Origin of the sequence: Niveispirillum sp. SYP-B3756 (assembly GCF_009495745.1) — a bacterium.
Lineage (GTDB): Bacteria > Pseudomonadota > Alphaproteobacteria > Azospirillales > Azospirillaceae > Niveispirillum.
This window is the reverse complement of the sequence record NZ_WIDQ01000001.1, coordinates 564020-579062: the sequence shown is the minus strand read 5'-3', so window position 1 is coordinate 579062 and position 15043 is coordinate 564020. Positions and strand designations below refer to the sequence as shown.

Here is a 15043-nt window from a genome sequence, read left to right as displayed (position 1 = left end):
TGCGCGTTGATTTCGCGCCACAGGCAATCTCTGCCTTCAGGGAACCTTGAGGAGATGAAGATGTCGCGCTTTGCTTATGCTATGCTTGGTGGCGTTGCCCTGATGACCGTAGCGGCGGCCCCGTCCTTTGCCCAGTCCCCCTTTGACGGCCCCTATATCGGCGTCTATACGGGCTACACCACCAGCAACGACACCACCCGCGCCCCCGGTGCCAAGGCCGATCTGAACCTGGATGGCTGGACCTATGGCGGTTTCTTCGGCTATGGCAAGACCTTTGACCGGTTCTATGTCGGCGGTGAAGGTGAACTTGGCGGCCTGGAACTGAGCGACAAGACCAAGCTGGTCGGCGGCCGCGTCACCGGTCTGGATGGCAACGAGACCTATGGCATTTCCGCCCGCGCTGGTTATCTGGTGACCAATGATGCCCTGCTTTATGGCCGTGTCGGCTGGCAGCGCAGCAATTACGAGGTGACGTCTGCCCTGGCGGGTGCCAGCGTTTCCCAAAGCGACACCCTGAACGGGGTGCGGCTCGGCGGTGGCGTGGAATATGCCGTCACCGACAATGTTCTGGCCCGCCTGGAATATAACTACACGGACTACAAGGCTTTGAAGTATACCGCTGGTGGCAATGCCTATAGTCTGCAGCCGGATGACAGTCAGATCCGCGTGGGCGTGGCTTACCGGTTCTGATGGTCCCAGTAATAAGGATGCGGGCATCCGCGCCCGCGTCCCGTTTTCCTCGAATGGTGTGATCCGGCCCTCCCTCTCCCCCATTGGGGCCGGTCCCCCCTCCAGTCACACCATTCGCGGCGGCCCCGGCGTATCCCACACGCCGGGGCCATTTATTTCATACTCATACCATCGGCACAAAATCATGACCGATGGTCACGCTTTCGTGCCCCTCAATCGCCGGCGCCAGCATCCGCTGGCTTGGCTACGCCGCACGGGCGGCGCGGCGGCAGTCGCCGCCGTACCAACGGTCATGAATGATGACCGTTGGTATCAGTTGCCTTGATCAGAACCTTTCGGTTCCGATCAAGGGAGATTGGTATCAGCCCTTCATGCTGCCCGTCTGCTGCCGGCGGACATGCCAGGAAAACGCCTCTTCCAGCAGGTGCGGGGTATGGCCGCCGCGCGCCTTGGCCCGATTGAAATAGTCGCTCAACTGGTCGCGGTAGCTGGGATGGACGCAGTTGGCGATGACCACGCCTGCGCGTTCGCGCGGGGCCAGCCCGCGCAGATCGGCCAGCCCCACCTCTGTCACCAGAATATCCACATCATGTTCGGTATGGTCGACATGGCTGACCATCGGCACGACGGATGAAATCGCCCCGCCCTTGGCCAGGGATTTGGTGACGAAGATCGACAGATAGGCATTGCGGGCGAAATCCCCCGACCCGCCAATGCCGTTCATCATCATGGTGCCATCAACATGGGTGGAATTGACATTGCCGTAAATGTCGAATTCCAGCGCGGTGTTGATGCCGATGACGCCCAGACGCCGGATCACCTCCGGATGGTTGGAGATTTCCTGCGGCCGCAGCACCAGCCGGTTGCGGTACTGCGCAATGCGGGAGAAGACCCGCCCGCCGCATTCTGCCGAGAGCGTGACGGAGGAGCCCGAGGCGTAATTCAGCTTGCCGGCATCGAACAGGTCAAACGTGCTGTCCTGCAACACCTCGCTATACATGCGCAGATCATGGAAGGGGCTGTCGATCAGCCCATGCAGCACGGCATTGGCGATGGAACCGATACCGGCCTGCAGCGGGTTCAGCGTCATGTCCAACCGGCCGCGCGCCACCTCATGCTTGAAAAAGTCGATCAGGTGGCCGGCAATGGCGCGGGTGCCATCGTCCGGCGGTTCCACATTGGCGGCACTGTCCTGCTTTTCCGTCACCACGATGGCGGCGATCTTGGCCGGATCGATGGGGATATAGGGCGTGCCCGCCCGGCTGTCGCAGGAGACCACGGGGATCGGCGTGCGCGACGGCCGCTTGGTGGGGATATAGATATCGTGCAACCCCTCCAGCTCCAGCGGCTGGGACAGGTTCAGCTCGACAATCACCTTTTCCGCCAGAATGGCGAAGCTGGCCGTATTGCCGACCGAGGTGGTGGGCACGATGCCGCCATCGGCGGTGATGGCGGTTGCCTCCACGATCGCATAATCAATCGGTCCCATCTGGCCGGAACGGAGCTGTTCCACCGTTTCGGACAGGTGCTGATCGATGAACATCACCTCCCCCCGGTTGATGGCGGCGCGCAGGGTGGGGTCGGACTGGAAGGGCAGGCGGCGGGCCAGCACGCCGGCCTCCGTCAGGATCTTGTCGATATTGTTGCCCAGCGAGGCACCCGTCATCAAGGTGATGCGGATCGGTTCCTTGGCGGCGCGTTCGGCAATGGCAATCGGCAGGGCCTTGGCATCCCCGGCGCGGGTGAACCCGCTCATCCCGATGGTCATGCCATCCTTGATCAGCAGGGCGGCCTCTTCCGGCGTAACGATCTTATCCAGCAGGGACTGACGGCGAATCCGGTCTTCGTACATTTTCTACCTTCTTGGGGTTTTTCCAGCGTTGCTTGCCACATCTTCAACCGGCGGCATTGGCTGCGCCTTGTCCTTTTGAATATGCGCATGGAGGTCGACCTGCGGCAATGGATCGCGCCCTGTAACAATTTGCCGCAGTAAAGCAATAAATCAATCTGATAGATGAATTCGGTATATTTGGTTTTGTCTCGGAATTATTATTTACTGCATTTTGAGAATGTTTCGTCTGAGATAAAACGAGTTATTTTTCATGAGATGTGATTTTGTGATTTTTGTAATTTGATTATTCTTAAACGAAACAGAGGTGTCCTTGTCTGTCCGGAAAGGTTTCTTTGATTTCAATTTCACCGTCACCCCGGCGAAGGCCGGGGTCCAGACTCAAAGGGCGCTTCGCTCTACGAACCTGGACCCCGGCCTTCGCCGGGGTGACGGAGTGAAAGAAGTAAGATATTGATAAAAAAGAAAAAATTTTCAGGCGGACACTCAGCCTTCCACCCCCACGCGTTCACCCTTGGGTTTCCCCCATCCCGCTCTTGCGGCATCCGGTGGCTTTGCCCACAATCCGGGCCGGCCCAACGCCCATCAAGGATCATCGGCATGATGAAGCGCCTGCTCGCCGCCCTTTTGTTCTGTCTGCTGTTGCCGGGGCTGGCGGGGGCGGAAACGGTGTTGCGGCGGGGCAATGGGGCGGAGCCGGAAACGCTGGACCCGCATCAGGCAACCGGCCTGCCGGAAGCCATGATCTTCTACGATATCTATGAAGGGCTGTTGTCCCGTGGGCCGGATGGCAAGCCGCAGCCGGCCATCGCCGACCGCTGGGAAACCAGCGCTGACGGGCTGCAGGTGACCTTCCATCTGCGTGATGGGGCCAAATGGTCCGATGGCAGCCCGATCACGGCCGGCGATGTTGTCTTCTCCTTCCGCCGGCTGGCCAACCCGGCCACCAGCCGGAACAATAATTTCGTCTGGCCGATCAAGAATGCCCGCGCGCTCAGCACCGGCACGCTGACGGACACGGCAGCCTTAGGGGTGGCGGCGCTGGATACGCAAACCGTGCGCTTCACGCTGGAGGAGCCGACCCCCTATTTCATCTCCCTGCTCTCATACCCGATGCTGGTGATCCTGCCGGAATCCCGGGTGACGGCACTGGGACGGGATTTCTTCAGGCCGGGCAACCTTGTCTCTTCCGGCGGGTACCGGCTGGCAGAACAGGTGCCGCAGGGTCATGTCAAGCTGGAGCGCAACCCGTTCCACCGCGATGCCGCCAAAGCCTTCTTCGATACGGTCTATTTCTACCCGACGGAGAACCAGGAAACGGAACTGAAGCGCTTCCGCGCCGGGGAACTGGACGCCAGCTATACGCTGCCACCCGCGCAAATCCCCTGGGCCAAGGCCAACCTGCCCGATGCGCTGCGTCTGTCGCCGCAATTGGGCACCTATTTCCTGACCTTCAATCTGGAAAAGGAACCCTGGAAATCGAAGCCCGATCTGCGCCGGGCCCTGTCCATGGTGATCGACCGGGAGGTCTTGACCGAACGGATCAGCCAGGGCGGGGAGATGCCCAGCCTTTCCTTTGTGCCGCCGACGGTGACCCATTATCAGGCGGCCCGGCCGGAATGGGCCGACTGGCCGATGGAGCGGCGGGTTGCCACGGCGCAGACGTTGCTGGCCAAGGCCGGATATCCGGGCGGGCAGGGGCTGACATTGGATATCCTGTTCAATACCGCCGATAACCATCGCCGCATCGCCGTGGCGGTGGCCGGCATGGTGCAGCAGCGGCTGGGGGTGAAATCCACCCTGACCAATCAGGAATGGAAGGTGTTTCTGGATACCAGGCGCACGCATAATTTCCCGGGTCTGGCCCGGCACGGCATCATTGGCGCCTATGATGATCCCTATGCCTTCCTGCAATTCCTGCGCACGGAGATGGGGCCGGAAAATCCCGCCGCCTATGGCAATCCTGCCTATGACCGGCTGATGGCGGCCAGCGTGCAGGAACGCGATCCCGCCAAGCGGCTGGAGATTCTGCATCAGGCCGAGGCACTGGTGGTTGCCGATGCGCCCATCATCCCGCTTTTCACCTATGCACGGGTGCGGCTGGTCTCCCCCCGGCTGGCGGGCTGGCAGCCCAATCCGGTGGATTGCAACCCCAGCCGCTTTCTGTCACCGGTCACGGCCCGGTGAAAAATGCCGTTCGGCTGACGAAAGCGTGCCCCCAGCACTGGACAGTCCGGGCGATAGACCGCACATACAGCTGAATTCCCACCCCGTCGGACATGGGTGATGGGGGCCGCAGTTGGATGCCCTGGAGAATAACAATGCGCCTTTCCCGCCGTCTGGCGACGGCCTTCGTCGCCCTGACCCTTGCCACCGGTTTTTCCGCCAGCGCCGCCTGGGCGGACATGGTGCTGAACCGGGGCAATCAGGCCGAACCGACCTCGCTCGACCCGCAAAAGGGCACCGATGTGCAGTCGGCCCGGATCGGGTACGACCTGTTCGAGGGGCTGCTGACCTTCGGCCCCGATGGCAAGGCCATTCCGGGGGCTGCGGAGAAATGGACCATCAGCGAGGATGGGCTGACCTATACCTTCACCCTGCGTGCCGATGGCAAATGGTCGGATGGCACGCCGGTGACGGCGGCGGATTTCGTCTTTGCCTGGCAGCGGCTGGTCGATCCCAAGACGGCCTCTGACTATGCCTATTTCCTCTGGCCCGTGAAGAACGGGGAGGCGATCAGCAATGGCAAGCAGCCGGTGTCGGCGCTGGGCGTGCAGGCGGTAGATGCCCGCACCTTCAAGGTAACGCTGGAACGGCCCACCGGCTATTTCCTGGGCTCCCTGCTGCACCGCATGACCTACCCGATCTCCAAGGCCAATGTGGAGAAGTTCGGGGCGGACTTCGTCAAGCCCCGCAACCTTGTCTCCAACGGCGCCTACAAGCTGGACGCCTATATGCCGCAATCCTTCGTGAAGGCGGTGAAGAACCCGCATTTCCGCGAGGCGGCATCGGTGAAGATCGATACCGTGGTCTTCCACCATTCCGACAGCCCGGAGACGGAGCTGCGCCGCTTCCGCGCTGGTGAACTGGATATTGTGCAGATGGCACCGGTGACCCAGATCGACTGGCTGCGCCAGAACATGCCGGAAACCATCATGTTCTATCCCGTGCTGGGCACCCAGTATCTGGCCGTGAACATGACCAAGGAACCGTTCAAGTCCAATCCCAAGCTGCGGGAGGCGCTTTATCTGGCCATCGACCGCCAGATCATTGTGGAAAAGATCACCAAGGCCGGTGACGTGCCGGCCTGGACACTGACCTCCCCCGGTATTGACGGCTATACGCTGCCGCTGCCCGCCCTGGCCAAGGCAACCCAGGCGGAGCGCGACGCCCAGGCCAAGCGCCTGATTGAGGAAGCCGGCTATGGCAAGGGCGGCAAGCCACTGGAAGTGGAAATCCTGCACAATACCAATGAAAGCACCCGCAAGATCATGGTGGCAGTCGCCTCCATGTGGCAGAGCAAGCTGGGCGCCAAGGTCAACCTGAATAATCAGGAATGGAAGATCGTGTTGCAGAATGCAGGCGAGAAATCCTATGCCGGCACGGCCGTGCTGGGCTGGCTCGCCGATTTTGCCGATCCCTATACGTTCCTGAAACTGTTGCGTTCGGATGTGGGCAAGATGAACCGGTCGGGCTATGACAATGCTGCCTTCGACCAGAAGCTGGATGCCGCCAACACCAGTACCGACCCGGCCCAGCGCATGAAGCTGCTGGCGGACGCGGAAGCAACCATGCTGGCCGATACGCCGATCATCCCCATCTATCATCAGGCCTATCGCAATCTGGTCAGCCCAAGGGTGAAGGGCTGGGGGCCGACGCCGATGGGCGTGCAGCCCTCGCGCTATCTGGAAGTCGCCGCCAAGTGACAAAGCAGGGGGCGGTGGCCGCCACCGCCCCCAATCAACCCATCAGCAGCAATCCGACCTTTGAACAGGAGCGTTCCCGCATGTCATTTGTGACCCGGCACCTGCGTCGCATGACCATGGCCCTGATGCTGGCGACCGCCAGCCTGACTGCCGCCACGGCCCCCGCCTGGGCGGAAAAGGTGCTGCACCGGGGCAATGGCGCAGAGCCGGAGACATTGGACCCGGGCAAGTCCAGCGGGGTGCCGGATAGCTGGATTCAGTATGACCTGTTTGACGGGTTGCTGATCCCCGATGGTACCGACAAGCTGATCCCCGGTGCGGCGGAAAAATGGGACATTTCGCCGGACGGGCTGGTCTATACGTTCCATCTGCGCCGCAATGCCAAATGGTCGGACGGCACGCCGGTGACGGCGGCCGACTGGGTCTTCTCCTGGAAGCGTCTGGTCGATCCCAAGAACGGGGCCAAGTACGGCTATTTCCTGTGGATGGTGAAGAATGCCCAGGCCATCAATCTGGGCAAGCTGCCGGTGGAGCAGATGGGCGTGCGGGCGCTGGATGATTATACGTTCCAGGTGACGTTGGAACGGCCCACGCCCTATTTCCTGTCCATGCTGCACCACCATGCCACCTACGCCCTGTCCAAGGCGAATGTGGAAAAGTTCGGGGCGGATTTCATCAAGCCCGGCAATCTGGTCACCAATGGTGTTTATAAGCTGGCGGAGGCGGTGCCGCAGAGCCATGTGAAGCTGGTGAAGAACAGCTATCACCCCGATGCGGCCAAGACGCCCATTGATACGGTGATGTATTATCCGACCGAGAATCTGGATGCGGAACTGAAGCGCTATCGCGCTGGCGAACTGCACGTCACCTATGAGGTGCCGGTGACGCAGATGCAGTGGCTGCGCACCAATCTGGCCAGCGAGCTGCGGCTGGCACCCTATTTCGGCACTTATTTCTTTGCCGCCAACCTGACCAAGGAACCGTGGAAATCCAACAAGGATCTGCGGCTGGCGCTCAACCTCGCCGTCGACCGCAATATTCTGGTGGAAAAGATCAACCAGCGCGGGGAGCTGCCAGCCTACAGTTTCGTGCCGCCGGGTGTGGCGGGCTATACCCAGCAGGTGCCCGATTATGCCAGCTGGACCCAGGCCCAGCGCGATGCCAAGGCCAAGGAACTGATGCAGAAGGCCGGTTACGGGCCGGGTGGCAAGCCGCTGGAAATCGAAATCCTCTACAATACCCACGAAAACCACCGCAAACTGGCCATCGCCGTAGCCTCCATGTGGCAGCAGAAGCTGGGGGTGAAGACGACGCTGAATAATCAGGAATGGAAAGTGTTCCTGAACACGCGCGACGAAAAGAAGTTCAAGGACGTGGTCCGCCATGGCTGGATCGGCGATTATATCGATGCGGCCAGCTTCCTGGATCTGGCGCGCAGCGACATTGGCAAGCAGAACCCGTCCGGTTACAGCAACCCCGCCTATGACAAGCTGCTGGATCAGGCCACCGCCGCCCCCACTGAGGAACAGCGGGCTGATCTGATGCAGCAGGCTGAACGCCTGATGGTGGAGGATGTGGCCGTCTTCCCGCTGCATTTCTACAGCTCCAAGCACATGGTCAGCCCCAAGCTGATCGGCTGGAAGGATAATCTGCTGGACAGCCACCCCAGTCGCTTTCTGGATGTGAAGGAATAAGGGCTGACGCCTTGCAGGGTGCCGGGCCGGCGGAAGCGATTCCGCCGGCCTTTTTCATTCACGCACCCGTGGCCAGATCGAACCCTTCATCGATCCAGCCGGTAATACCGCCGGCCATGATCTTCACCGAGCGGCCCAGTTGCGCCAACCGCAGGGCTCCGCGCGCCGCCCCGTTGCAATGCGGGCCGGCGCAATAGGTGACGAACAGCGTCTCTGCCGGCCATTCCGCCAGGCGTCGGTCGGTGATCTTGCCATGGGGCAGGTTGATGGCCCCCGGCACATGGCCGCGGGCAAATAGCGCCGGCCCCCGCACATCCAGCAGCACGAAATCCGGGCCGCGTGACAGGGCGTCATGCACATCCCAGCAATCGGTCTCAAAGCTGAATTCGGCAGCGAAATGCGCCACGGCCAGATCGGACGGGGCGGCAGGGATTTCGGTGACAGCACTCATCATCAGGGCTCCCTTTGTTGCAGGGCGGAGCTTCTCGCTTTGCCGGAAGGCGGCCAAGTGGCAGGATCGCCAATGATGATTGATATTCCGCCAAACCAAAGTAACCCTCCCCCTTTTGAGGGTGGCTTTACAATAGCGTCAGAATCATTATCCTAAGCGCTTGGGTTTTGGCGAGGTGCGAATGCCAACAATTGCCCGCCTCGGTGGCCTGCGCGTGGTTATCTATCCAAACGACCATCGTCCGGCCCATGTTCATGTCATGGGGGCGGGAAGGGAAGCCATCTTCATTCTCAACTGCCCGCAGGGGCCCCCTGCGCTGCGGGGATATGAGGGTTTCACCGGTACAGAATTACAGCGCATCCTGACGGAGTTGGCCGACATGGTGCTGGCAATGTGCAGGCAATGGGAGGGCATTCATGGAACTGACTGAACAGGAATTGTCCGCTGCCCGCCAGCACATGGAAGAACTGCGGCGGCATGGCCATGTCACCGGTGCCAAGTTTGTGCGTCGGACGGCCCGTATCGTGGTTGATCTCAGCACCGGTGTCCAGGTGGCCTTCCCCCCTGATCTTGTGGAAGGCTTGGCGGGTGCCGCCCCCGACGAACTGGCTGACATAGAAATCAGCCCTGCAGGTCTCGGCCTGCATTGGCCAAAGCTTGATGCCGATATCTATGTGCCAGCCCTGTTGCAGGGTATTTTCGGTTCCAAGCAATGGATGGCCGCCAACCTTGGCTCGTCTGGCGGAAAGGCGCGCTCGCCGGCAAAGGCAGCGGCTTCCCGTGAGAATGGCCGCAAGGGTGGACGGCCACCAAAGGTGGCGTGAAGGGGCAAGCACCGCCTTGCTTGCTGGAGCTTGCCCCTTCCGTTGAGTGATGTCCGCTGGCAGAATTGCTGCCATGGACAATATCCCGCCAAACCCCGCCGGCCCCCTCGTCGTGGCGCTCGTCTATGACGGGCTCTGCACCTTTGAATTTGCCATCACGGCGGAGATTTTCGGCCTTGCCCGGCCGGAACTGGGGCCGGGCTGGTACCGGTTCGCGGCGGCTGCCATCGAACCGGGGCCGTTGCGGGCGCAGGGCGGGCTGCGCCTTACCGTGGATGGCGGGCTGGACCTGCTGGAGCAGGCCGACCTGATCATCGCACCCGGCTGGAAGGGGGCCGGTGTGCCGGTGCCGCCTTTCCTGATAGACCGTTTGCGCGCGGCGCATGATCGCGGTGCCCGGCTGGCCTCCATCTGCTCCGGTGCCTTTGTCCTGGCGGCCACCGGCCTGCTGGATGGCAAAAGGCTGGCCACGCACTGGCGCTATGCCGATGCCATGGCCCAGGCCTATCCGGCCGTGCGGTTGGATGCCGATGTGCTCTATGTGCAGGAAGGGCGCTTGTTCACCTCTGCCGGCAGTGCGGCGGGGATTGACCTGATGCTGCACATCATCCGCAGTGATTTCGGCCATGATGCCGCCAACAGCGTGGCCCGCCGGCTGGTAGTGCCCGCCCATCGCAGCGGCGGGCAGGCGCAGTTCGTCCCCCGCCCGGTGCCGCGCCAGCCGCAAAGCCGTCTCAGCCCCCTGCTGGACCGGATACGCGCCGATCCGCAACAGGTCTGGACGGTGGCGGATATGGCCCAGGCGGCCGCCATGAGCGAGCGCACCTTCCTGCGCCGCTTTCAGGAGGCGACGGGGCACACGCCCGGGGACTGGCTTGCCCTGGTGCGGGTGGAACTGGCCAAGACCCTGCTGGAGACGACAAGCCTGCCGGTGGAGGAAGTGGCGCGGCTGGCCGGTTTCGGCGCCCCACCCACTCTGCGCCATCATTTCAGCCGCGCCACCGGCCTGTCCCCGCGCGATTACCGGGACCGGTTTGGTGCCGGGGCTTCTCCCTGATACCAATCTCCCCAAAGCTCACGCTTTGGGGAGATTGGCCTGCCCCGGCAAAGGCAGTTCCGTCGTCTCCTTCACCGTGGAGACGACGATCATGCTGTTCAGTTCCCGCACGCCCGGCAGTTTGGACAGTTTCTCGAAGAAAAGCTGTTCATAGGCTTCGATATCCTTGGTGACGATGCGCAGCAGGAAATCCACCTGCCCCATCAGCACGAAACATTCCTGCACCTCCGGGATGCGGCGGATGGAGGCGCGGAAATCATCCAGCGTGTCACCGCTATGCGCTTCCAGCTTCACCTGGCTGAAGATCATGACATTCAGCCCCACCGCCTTGCGGTCCAGCAACGCCACCCGGCGCTTGATCACCTGATCTTCTTCCAGCCGCTGGATGCGTCGCCAGCACGGGCTTTGGCTCAACCCCACCTTTTCCGCGATTTCCGCCGCCGTTGCCGATCCGTCCTTCTGCAACAGGCCCAGGATTCGCCAATCCAAACCATCCAGCTCTTTCTGCATAAAAATTCCCCTATATCCACTAATATGGCAAAATTCATGCACAGATTATCTTCTGTGAAGGAAACTTGCAAAGAAATGCCCCGGCATCTCCGTTAGGGTGTGGCCATCGTTCTTCACGCTCTATCGGGGCCGCCACGATGTCATCCGCTTACGAAAATCACGCCAGCCTGACCGTTTACCGCGACCAGCCGACGGGGGCGCGCATTGCCCTGGCGGTGCATCGCGCGGCCAGCGGTGTGATTACGCCTGTGCCGTGGCAGCACCTGCAGGGTGTTGATCTGGGTGAAGCGGTGGATGCAGCGTTGCGTGCGTCGCGCGCCACCCGCGCCTTCGCCATGCTGGTAACGGATGACGAGGCAGGCCTGAATGAAGACCCGGCCAGCGTTCTCTCCCGCTGTCTGGCCCGTGCTGAGCATGACCGGCTGTCCGTCGGCCCGGAAATGCGCGGTGCCAGCAAAACCATCCCCGCCCATTTCGTCGCTGCCGAGTGAGACCCATGCCCGCCCCCACCCTGACCCCGCCGCCGCAGGAACAGCGCCCCACCGATCCGGGCCGCACCGCCTGTTTTGCCGTGCTGGCGGACCCGGACCCGGCCTCGCTGCCACGCGTGCTGGAACTGTTCGCCAAGCGCGGGCTGGTGCCGTCCTCGGTCCAGTCCCGCCTGTTTGAGCCGGATGAGACGCTGCATGTCGATGTGCAGGTGCCCACGCTGACGCGCGACGAATCGGATTATATCGCCCGCTGCCTGCGGGCCATTCCGCTGGTGCGGCAGGTGCTGACCTCGGAACGTCACCGCGCCCTGGCCGAACTGCAGGCGCTCATTGCGTAACCGTGAAAGTGTGACCACAAACGTCTTTCATTTTCACTCCCTCAACCGTCATTCCCGCGAAGGCGGGAATCCAAAATCCGCGCTGTTGTATGGATTCCCGCCTACGCGGGAATGACGGTGGTGAAATGACAAGGCTTTGAAGAAAAAGATCCTTTTCCAGACAGATAGATCAGCCGCTCATCACCTACCTCGCCGCCCCGCTCAACAGTGGACAGGGGCGGCGGCATGGGCCATGTTCCGCGCGTGAACGCACCCGGAACGACAGGCCATCCCCCATGCCCACCGATATCCCAGCCGCTGACCCCGCTGCCCTGCCGGCCGCCGATGGCAGCCCGCTTTATCTGGTGGATGGGTCTGGCTTCATCTTCCGCGCCTATCACGCCCTGCCGCCGCTGAACCGGCCCGACGGCACGCCGGTGAATGCCGTGATGGGCTTCACCAATATGCTGATGAAGCTGCTGGCGGAACTGAAGGCTGAGGCCGTGGCCATCATCTTTGATGCCAAGCGGCTGAATTTCCGCAATGAATTCTATCCCGACTATAAGGCCCACCGCCCGGAGCCGCCGGAAGATCTGCGCCCGCAATTCGCCCTGATCCGCGAGGCGGTGGACGCCTTCAACCTGCCCGGCATCGAGCTGGAAGGGTATGAGGCCGACGACCTGATCGCCACATACGCCCGCCAGGCCCGCGCTCAGGGCCGCCCCGTCACCATCGTCTCGTCGGACAAGGACTTGATGCAGTTGGTGCGCGATGGCGTGCGCCTGCTGGACCCGATGAAAAACCGGCTGATCGGCCCGGATGAGGTGTTTGAGAAATTTGGCGTCACCCCCGACAAGGTGGTGGATGTGCAGGCGCTGGCCGGCGACAGCGTGGATAATGTGCCGGGCGTGCCCGGCATCGGCATCAAGACGGCTGCCCAGTTGATCACCGATTATGGCGATCTGGAAACCCTGCTGGAACGGGCCGGCGAGATCAAACAGGCGGGCCGCCGCCAGAAACTGCTGGAGAATGCCGACCTGGCCCGCATCTCCAAGCGGCTGGTGAAGCTGGAAGAAAATGTGCCGGTACCGGTGCCGGTGGAAGAACTGGTGGTGCGGGAGCCGGACAGCGCCCGCCTGCTGGAATGGCTGGGCGTGCAGGGTTTCCGCGGCATTATCGCCAAGGTGAAGGCGGAAATCGCCGCTGACGGCACGCTGGCCGATGGGGCCGTGGCCCGCGCCATTGCCGCCGGCGGATCGGAACAGCCGCGCCGCGACCTGCGCGCCGCCCTGGATGGTCGCTCCTATGCCCCCACGCCCACCACCAGCCCGGCAGAGGTACGGGCCGATGCCCATATCCCCCGCCCCGGTGCCGTGGAACATCTGCTGGTGGTGGAAGAGGCTGACCTGGAAGCCTGGGTAGCGGAAGGGCTGGAAGCCGGCATCGTCGCCGTGGATACGGAAACCGACGGGCTGACGCCGACCCGTTGCAATCTGGTGGGCATCTCGCTTTCCACCCGGCCGGGCCGCGCCTGCTATATCCCCATCGCCCATATTGATCCCTCCACGCCCAAGGGCGATCAGGGCGGGCTGGATTTCGGCACCGCCCCGCCACCGCCCAAGCAGATCGCCCTGGACCGGGCCATGGAAATCCTGCGCCCGCTGCTGGAACATCCGGGCGTGCTGAAGGTCGGGCACAATATCAAGTTCGACTGGCAGATGTTCGCCAAGCATGGCGTCAATGTCGCCCCCATCGACGATACGATGCTGCTTTCCTATGTCATTGGCGGCGGCAAGCATGGCCATGGCATGGATGAGCTGGCGCAGCGCCATCTGGGCCATAGCTGCATTTCCTATGATGAGGTGACGGGCACCGGCAAGGCGCGCATCACCTTTGACCGGGTGCCGCTGGACAAGGCCACGGCCTATGCGGCGGAGGATGCCGACATCACCCTGCGCCTGTGGCATGTGCTGAAACATGACGTGCTGGCCGACCATATGGTGACGGTGTACGAGACGATTGAACGCCCGCTGGTGCCCGTGGTGGCGCAGATGGAAAGCGACGGCGTGTTGATCGACCGCGCCGTGCTGCGCGAATTGTCGGGCGATTTCGCCAAACGCATGGTGGAGCTGGAGGCGGAAATCCACGCGCTGGCGGGCCGCAGCTTCAATGTCGGCAGCCCCAAGCAGTTGGGCGAGATTCTGTTTGATGAGATGAAGCTGACCGGGGCCAAGAAAAGCGCCAAGACCGGCGCCTATTCCACCGACAGTTCGGTGCTGGAGGAACTGGCCGACCAGGGCGTGCCGATCGCCCAGAAGGTGCTGGACTGGCGCCAGTTCGCCAAGCTGAAATCCACCTATACCGACACGCTGGCCGAACAGATTGATGCCAGGACGGGACGGGTCCATACCAGTTTCGCGCTGGCCATCACCTCCACCGGGCGGCTGTCCTCCACCGATCCCAATTTGCAGAACATCCCCATCCGCACGGAGGAGGGGCGCAAGATCCGCCGCGCCTTCGTGGCGGCACCGGGCCATGTGATGCTGTCGGTGGATTACAGCCAGATCGAATTGCGGCTGGTGGCGGAAATGGCCGGCATCCCGGCCCTGCAACAGGCTTTCCGCGAAGGCATCGACATTCACGCCATGACGGCATCCCAAGTGTTCGGCGTGCCGCTGGCCGAGATGACGTCTGAAATCCGCCGCCGGGCCAAGGCGATCAATTTCGGCATCATCTATGGTATTTCCAGCTTCGGCCTGTCGCGCCAGTTGGGCATCTCACCGGGCGAGGCCGGGGCCTTCATCAAGGCCTATTTTGAGCGGTTCCCGGAATTGCAGACCTATATGGACAAGACCAAGGCGGAAGCGCACGCCCAGGGCTATGTCACCACCCTGTTGGGCCGCAAATGCTGGATTCCCGGCATTCAGGAAAAGGGTGCCAGGCGTTCCTATGCCGAACGCCAGGCCATCAACGCCCCTATCCAGGGCACAGCCGCCGATATCATCAAGCGCGCCATGATCCGCCTGCCCGCCGCCCTGGCGGCTGCCGGGCTGAAGGCGCGGATGCTGTTGCAGGTGCATGACGAACTGTTGTTCGAAGTGCCGGAAGCGGAGATCACCGCCACAGCGGCCCTGGTGAAACAGGTGATGGAAACCGCCACCGATATCGGCGTGCCCCTGGTGGCCGAGGCCGGGCATGGGAAGTCCTGGGCGGAGGCGCATTGAGGGGGGATCG

13 protein-coding genes are annotated in these 15043 nt (G+C 62.2%); 10 read left to right on the top strand and 3 right to left on the bottom strand.

Translation table 11 applies throughout. From position 1 onward, the window contains the following. Positions 1 to 60 precede the first annotated feature (60 nt). Positions 61 to 690, top strand: coding sequence for an outer membrane beta-barrel protein (locus tag GE253_RS02750; protein ID WP_173012457.1), 630 nt, complete (start codon positions 61 to 63; stop codon positions 688 to 690). A gap of 361 nt (positions 691 to 1051) precedes the next feature. Here the strand turns inward: GE253_RS02750 and GE253_RS02745 are convergent, their stop codons facing one another. After that, positions 1052 to 2542: an acetyl-CoA hydrolase/transferase family protein gene (locus GE253_RS02745; RefSeq protein WP_153202564.1), complete on the bottom strand. Its 1491-nt coding sequence runs from the start codon at positions 2540 to 2542 to the stop codon at positions 1052 to 1054. 597 nt (positions 2543 to 3139) lie between these two features. Between GE253_RS02745 and GE253_RS02740 the strand changes: the two genes are divergently transcribed. The 3 genes from GE253_RS02740 to GE253_RS02730 all read left to right on the top strand — a co-directional run bounded on the left by GE253_RS02740 (position 3140) and on the right by GE253_RS02730 (position 8159). Continuing rightward, the gene (locus GE253_RS02740; protein WP_153202563.1) at positions 3140 to 4726 is read left to right on the top strand and encodes a peptide ABC transporter substrate-binding protein; all 1587 of its coding nucleotides are present in this window, start codon (positions 3140 to 3142) and stop codon (positions 4724 to 4726) included. A gap of 134 nt (positions 4727 to 4860) precedes the next feature. Further along, positions 4861 to 6465 (top strand): peptide ABC transporter substrate-binding protein, encoded by a 1605-nt coding sequence (locus GE253_RS02735; RefSeq protein WP_153202562.1) that lies wholly within the window; start codon positions 4861 to 4863, stop codon positions 6463 to 6465. After that, on the top strand, positions 6462 to 8159 hold the full coding sequence (locus GE253_RS02730) for a peptide ABC transporter substrate-binding protein (RefSeq protein WP_348770761.1): 1698 nt from the start codon (positions 6462 to 6464) through the stop codon (positions 8157 to 8159). The genes GE253_RS02735 and GE253_RS02730 overlap by 4 nt, the downstream gene beginning before the upstream one ends. 58 nt (positions 8160 to 8217) lie before the next feature. Here the strand turns inward: GE253_RS02730 and GE253_RS02725 are convergent, their stop codons facing one another. Further along, on the bottom strand, positions 8218 to 8613 hold the full coding sequence (locus tag GE253_RS02725; RefSeq protein WP_153202561.1) for a rhodanese-like domain-containing protein: 396 nt from the start codon (positions 8611 to 8613) through the stop codon (positions 8218 to 8220). 178 nt (positions 8614 to 8791) lie between these two features. Between GE253_RS02725 and GE253_RS02720 the strand changes: the two genes are divergently transcribed. The 3 genes from GE253_RS02720 (at position 8792) to ftrA (ending at position 10491) form a co-directional block, all read left to right on the top strand. After that, entirely contained in the window at positions 8792 to 9040 is a 249-nt protein-coding gene (locus tag GE253_RS02720; protein WP_153202560.1) for a DUF4160 domain-containing protein, read from the top strand. Further along, a complete protein-coding gene (locus GE253_RS02715) occupies positions 9027 to 9434 on the top strand; it encodes a DUF2442 domain-containing protein (RefSeq protein WP_153202559.1) in 408 nt (135 codons plus the stop codon). The genes GE253_RS02720 and GE253_RS02715 overlap by 14 nt, the downstream gene beginning before the upstream one ends. A gap of 73 nt (positions 9435 to 9507) precedes the next feature. Continuing rightward, on the top strand, positions 9508 to 10491 hold the full coding sequence (gene ftrA, locus GE253_RS02710) for a transcriptional regulator FtrA (RefSeq protein ID WP_153202558.1): 984 nt from the start codon (positions 9508 to 9510) through the stop codon (positions 10489 to 10491). Between the two features lie 18 nt (positions 10492 to 10509). Here ftrA and GE253_RS02705 read toward each other — a convergent pair whose 3' ends face one another. Beyond that, positions 10510 to 11001, bottom strand: coding sequence for an Lrp/AsnC family transcriptional regulator (locus GE253_RS02705; RefSeq protein ID WP_153202557.1), 492 nt, complete (start codon positions 10999 to 11001; stop codon positions 10510 to 10512). Between the two features lie 137 nt (positions 11002 to 11138). Between GE253_RS02705 and GE253_RS02700 the strand changes: the two genes are divergently transcribed. From GE253_RS02700 to polA, 3 genes are all read left to right on the top strand, one after another. Continuing rightward, positions 11139 to 11492 (top strand): hypothetical protein, encoded by a 354-nt coding sequence (locus GE253_RS02700; RefSeq protein WP_153202556.1) that lies wholly within the window; start codon positions 11139 to 11141, stop codon positions 11490 to 11492. A gap of 5 nt (positions 11493 to 11497) precedes the next feature. Then, on the top strand, positions 11498 to 11830 hold the full coding sequence (locus tag GE253_RS02695; RefSeq protein WP_153202555.1) for a hypothetical protein: 333 nt from the start codon (positions 11498 to 11500) through the stop codon (positions 11828 to 11830). Positions 11831 to 12105: 275 nt separating this feature from the next. Beyond that, positions 12106 to 15033 (top strand): DNA polymerase I, encoded by a 2928-nt coding sequence (polA, locus tag GE253_RS02690; protein ID WP_153202554.1) that lies wholly within the window; start codon positions 12106 to 12108, stop codon positions 15031 to 15033. Positions 15034 to 15043 lie beyond the last annotated feature (10 nt).

Excerpts from the sequence above, each read along its gene's own strand:
- GE253_RS02750 (WP_173012457.1), top strand. The coding sequence starts at position 61 with ATGTCGCGCTTTGCTTATGCTATGCTTGGTGGCGTTGCCCTGATGACC.
- GE253_RS02745 (WP_153202564.1), bottom strand. The coding sequence starts at position 2,542 with ATGTACGAAGACCGGATTCGCCGTCAGTCCCTGCTGGATAAGATCGTT.
- GE253_RS02740 (WP_153202563.1), top strand. The coding sequence starts at position 3,140 with ATGATGAAGCGCCTGCTCGCCGCCCTTTTGTTCTGTCTGCTGTTGCCG.
- GE253_RS02735 (WP_153202562.1), top strand. The coding sequence starts at position 4,861 with ATGCGCCTTTCCCGCCGTCTGGCGACGGCCTTCGTCGCCCTGACCCTT.
- GE253_RS02725 (WP_153202561.1), bottom strand. The coding sequence starts at position 8,613 with ATGATGAGTGCTGTCACCGAAATCCCTGCCGCCCCGTCCGATCTGGCC.
- GE253_RS02720 (WP_153202560.1), top strand. The coding sequence starts at position 8,792 with ATGCCAACAATTGCCCGCCTCGGTGGCCTGCGCGTGGTTATCTATCCA.
- GE253_RS02715 (WP_153202559.1), top strand. The coding sequence starts at position 9,027 with ATGGAACTGACTGAACAGGAATTGTCCGCTGCCCGCCAGCACATGGAA.
- ftrA (WP_153202558.1), top strand. The coding sequence starts at position 9,508 with ATGGACAATATCCCGCCAAACCCCGCCGGCCCCCTCGTCGTGGCGCTC.
- GE253_RS02705 (WP_153202557.1), bottom strand. The coding sequence starts at position 11,001 with ATGCAGAAAGAGCTGGATGGTTTGGATTGGCGAATCCTGGGCCTGTTG.
- GE253_RS02700 (WP_153202556.1), top strand. The coding sequence starts at position 11,139 with ATGTCATCCGCTTACGAAAATCACGCCAGCCTGACCGTTTACCGCGAC.
- GE253_RS02695 (WP_153202555.1), top strand. The coding sequence starts at position 11,498 with ATGCCCGCCCCCACCCTGACCCCGCCGCCGCAGGAACAGCGCCCCACC.
- polA (WP_153202554.1), top strand. The coding sequence starts at position 12,106 with ATGCCCACCGATATCCCAGCCGCTGACCCCGCTGCCCTGCCGGCCGCC.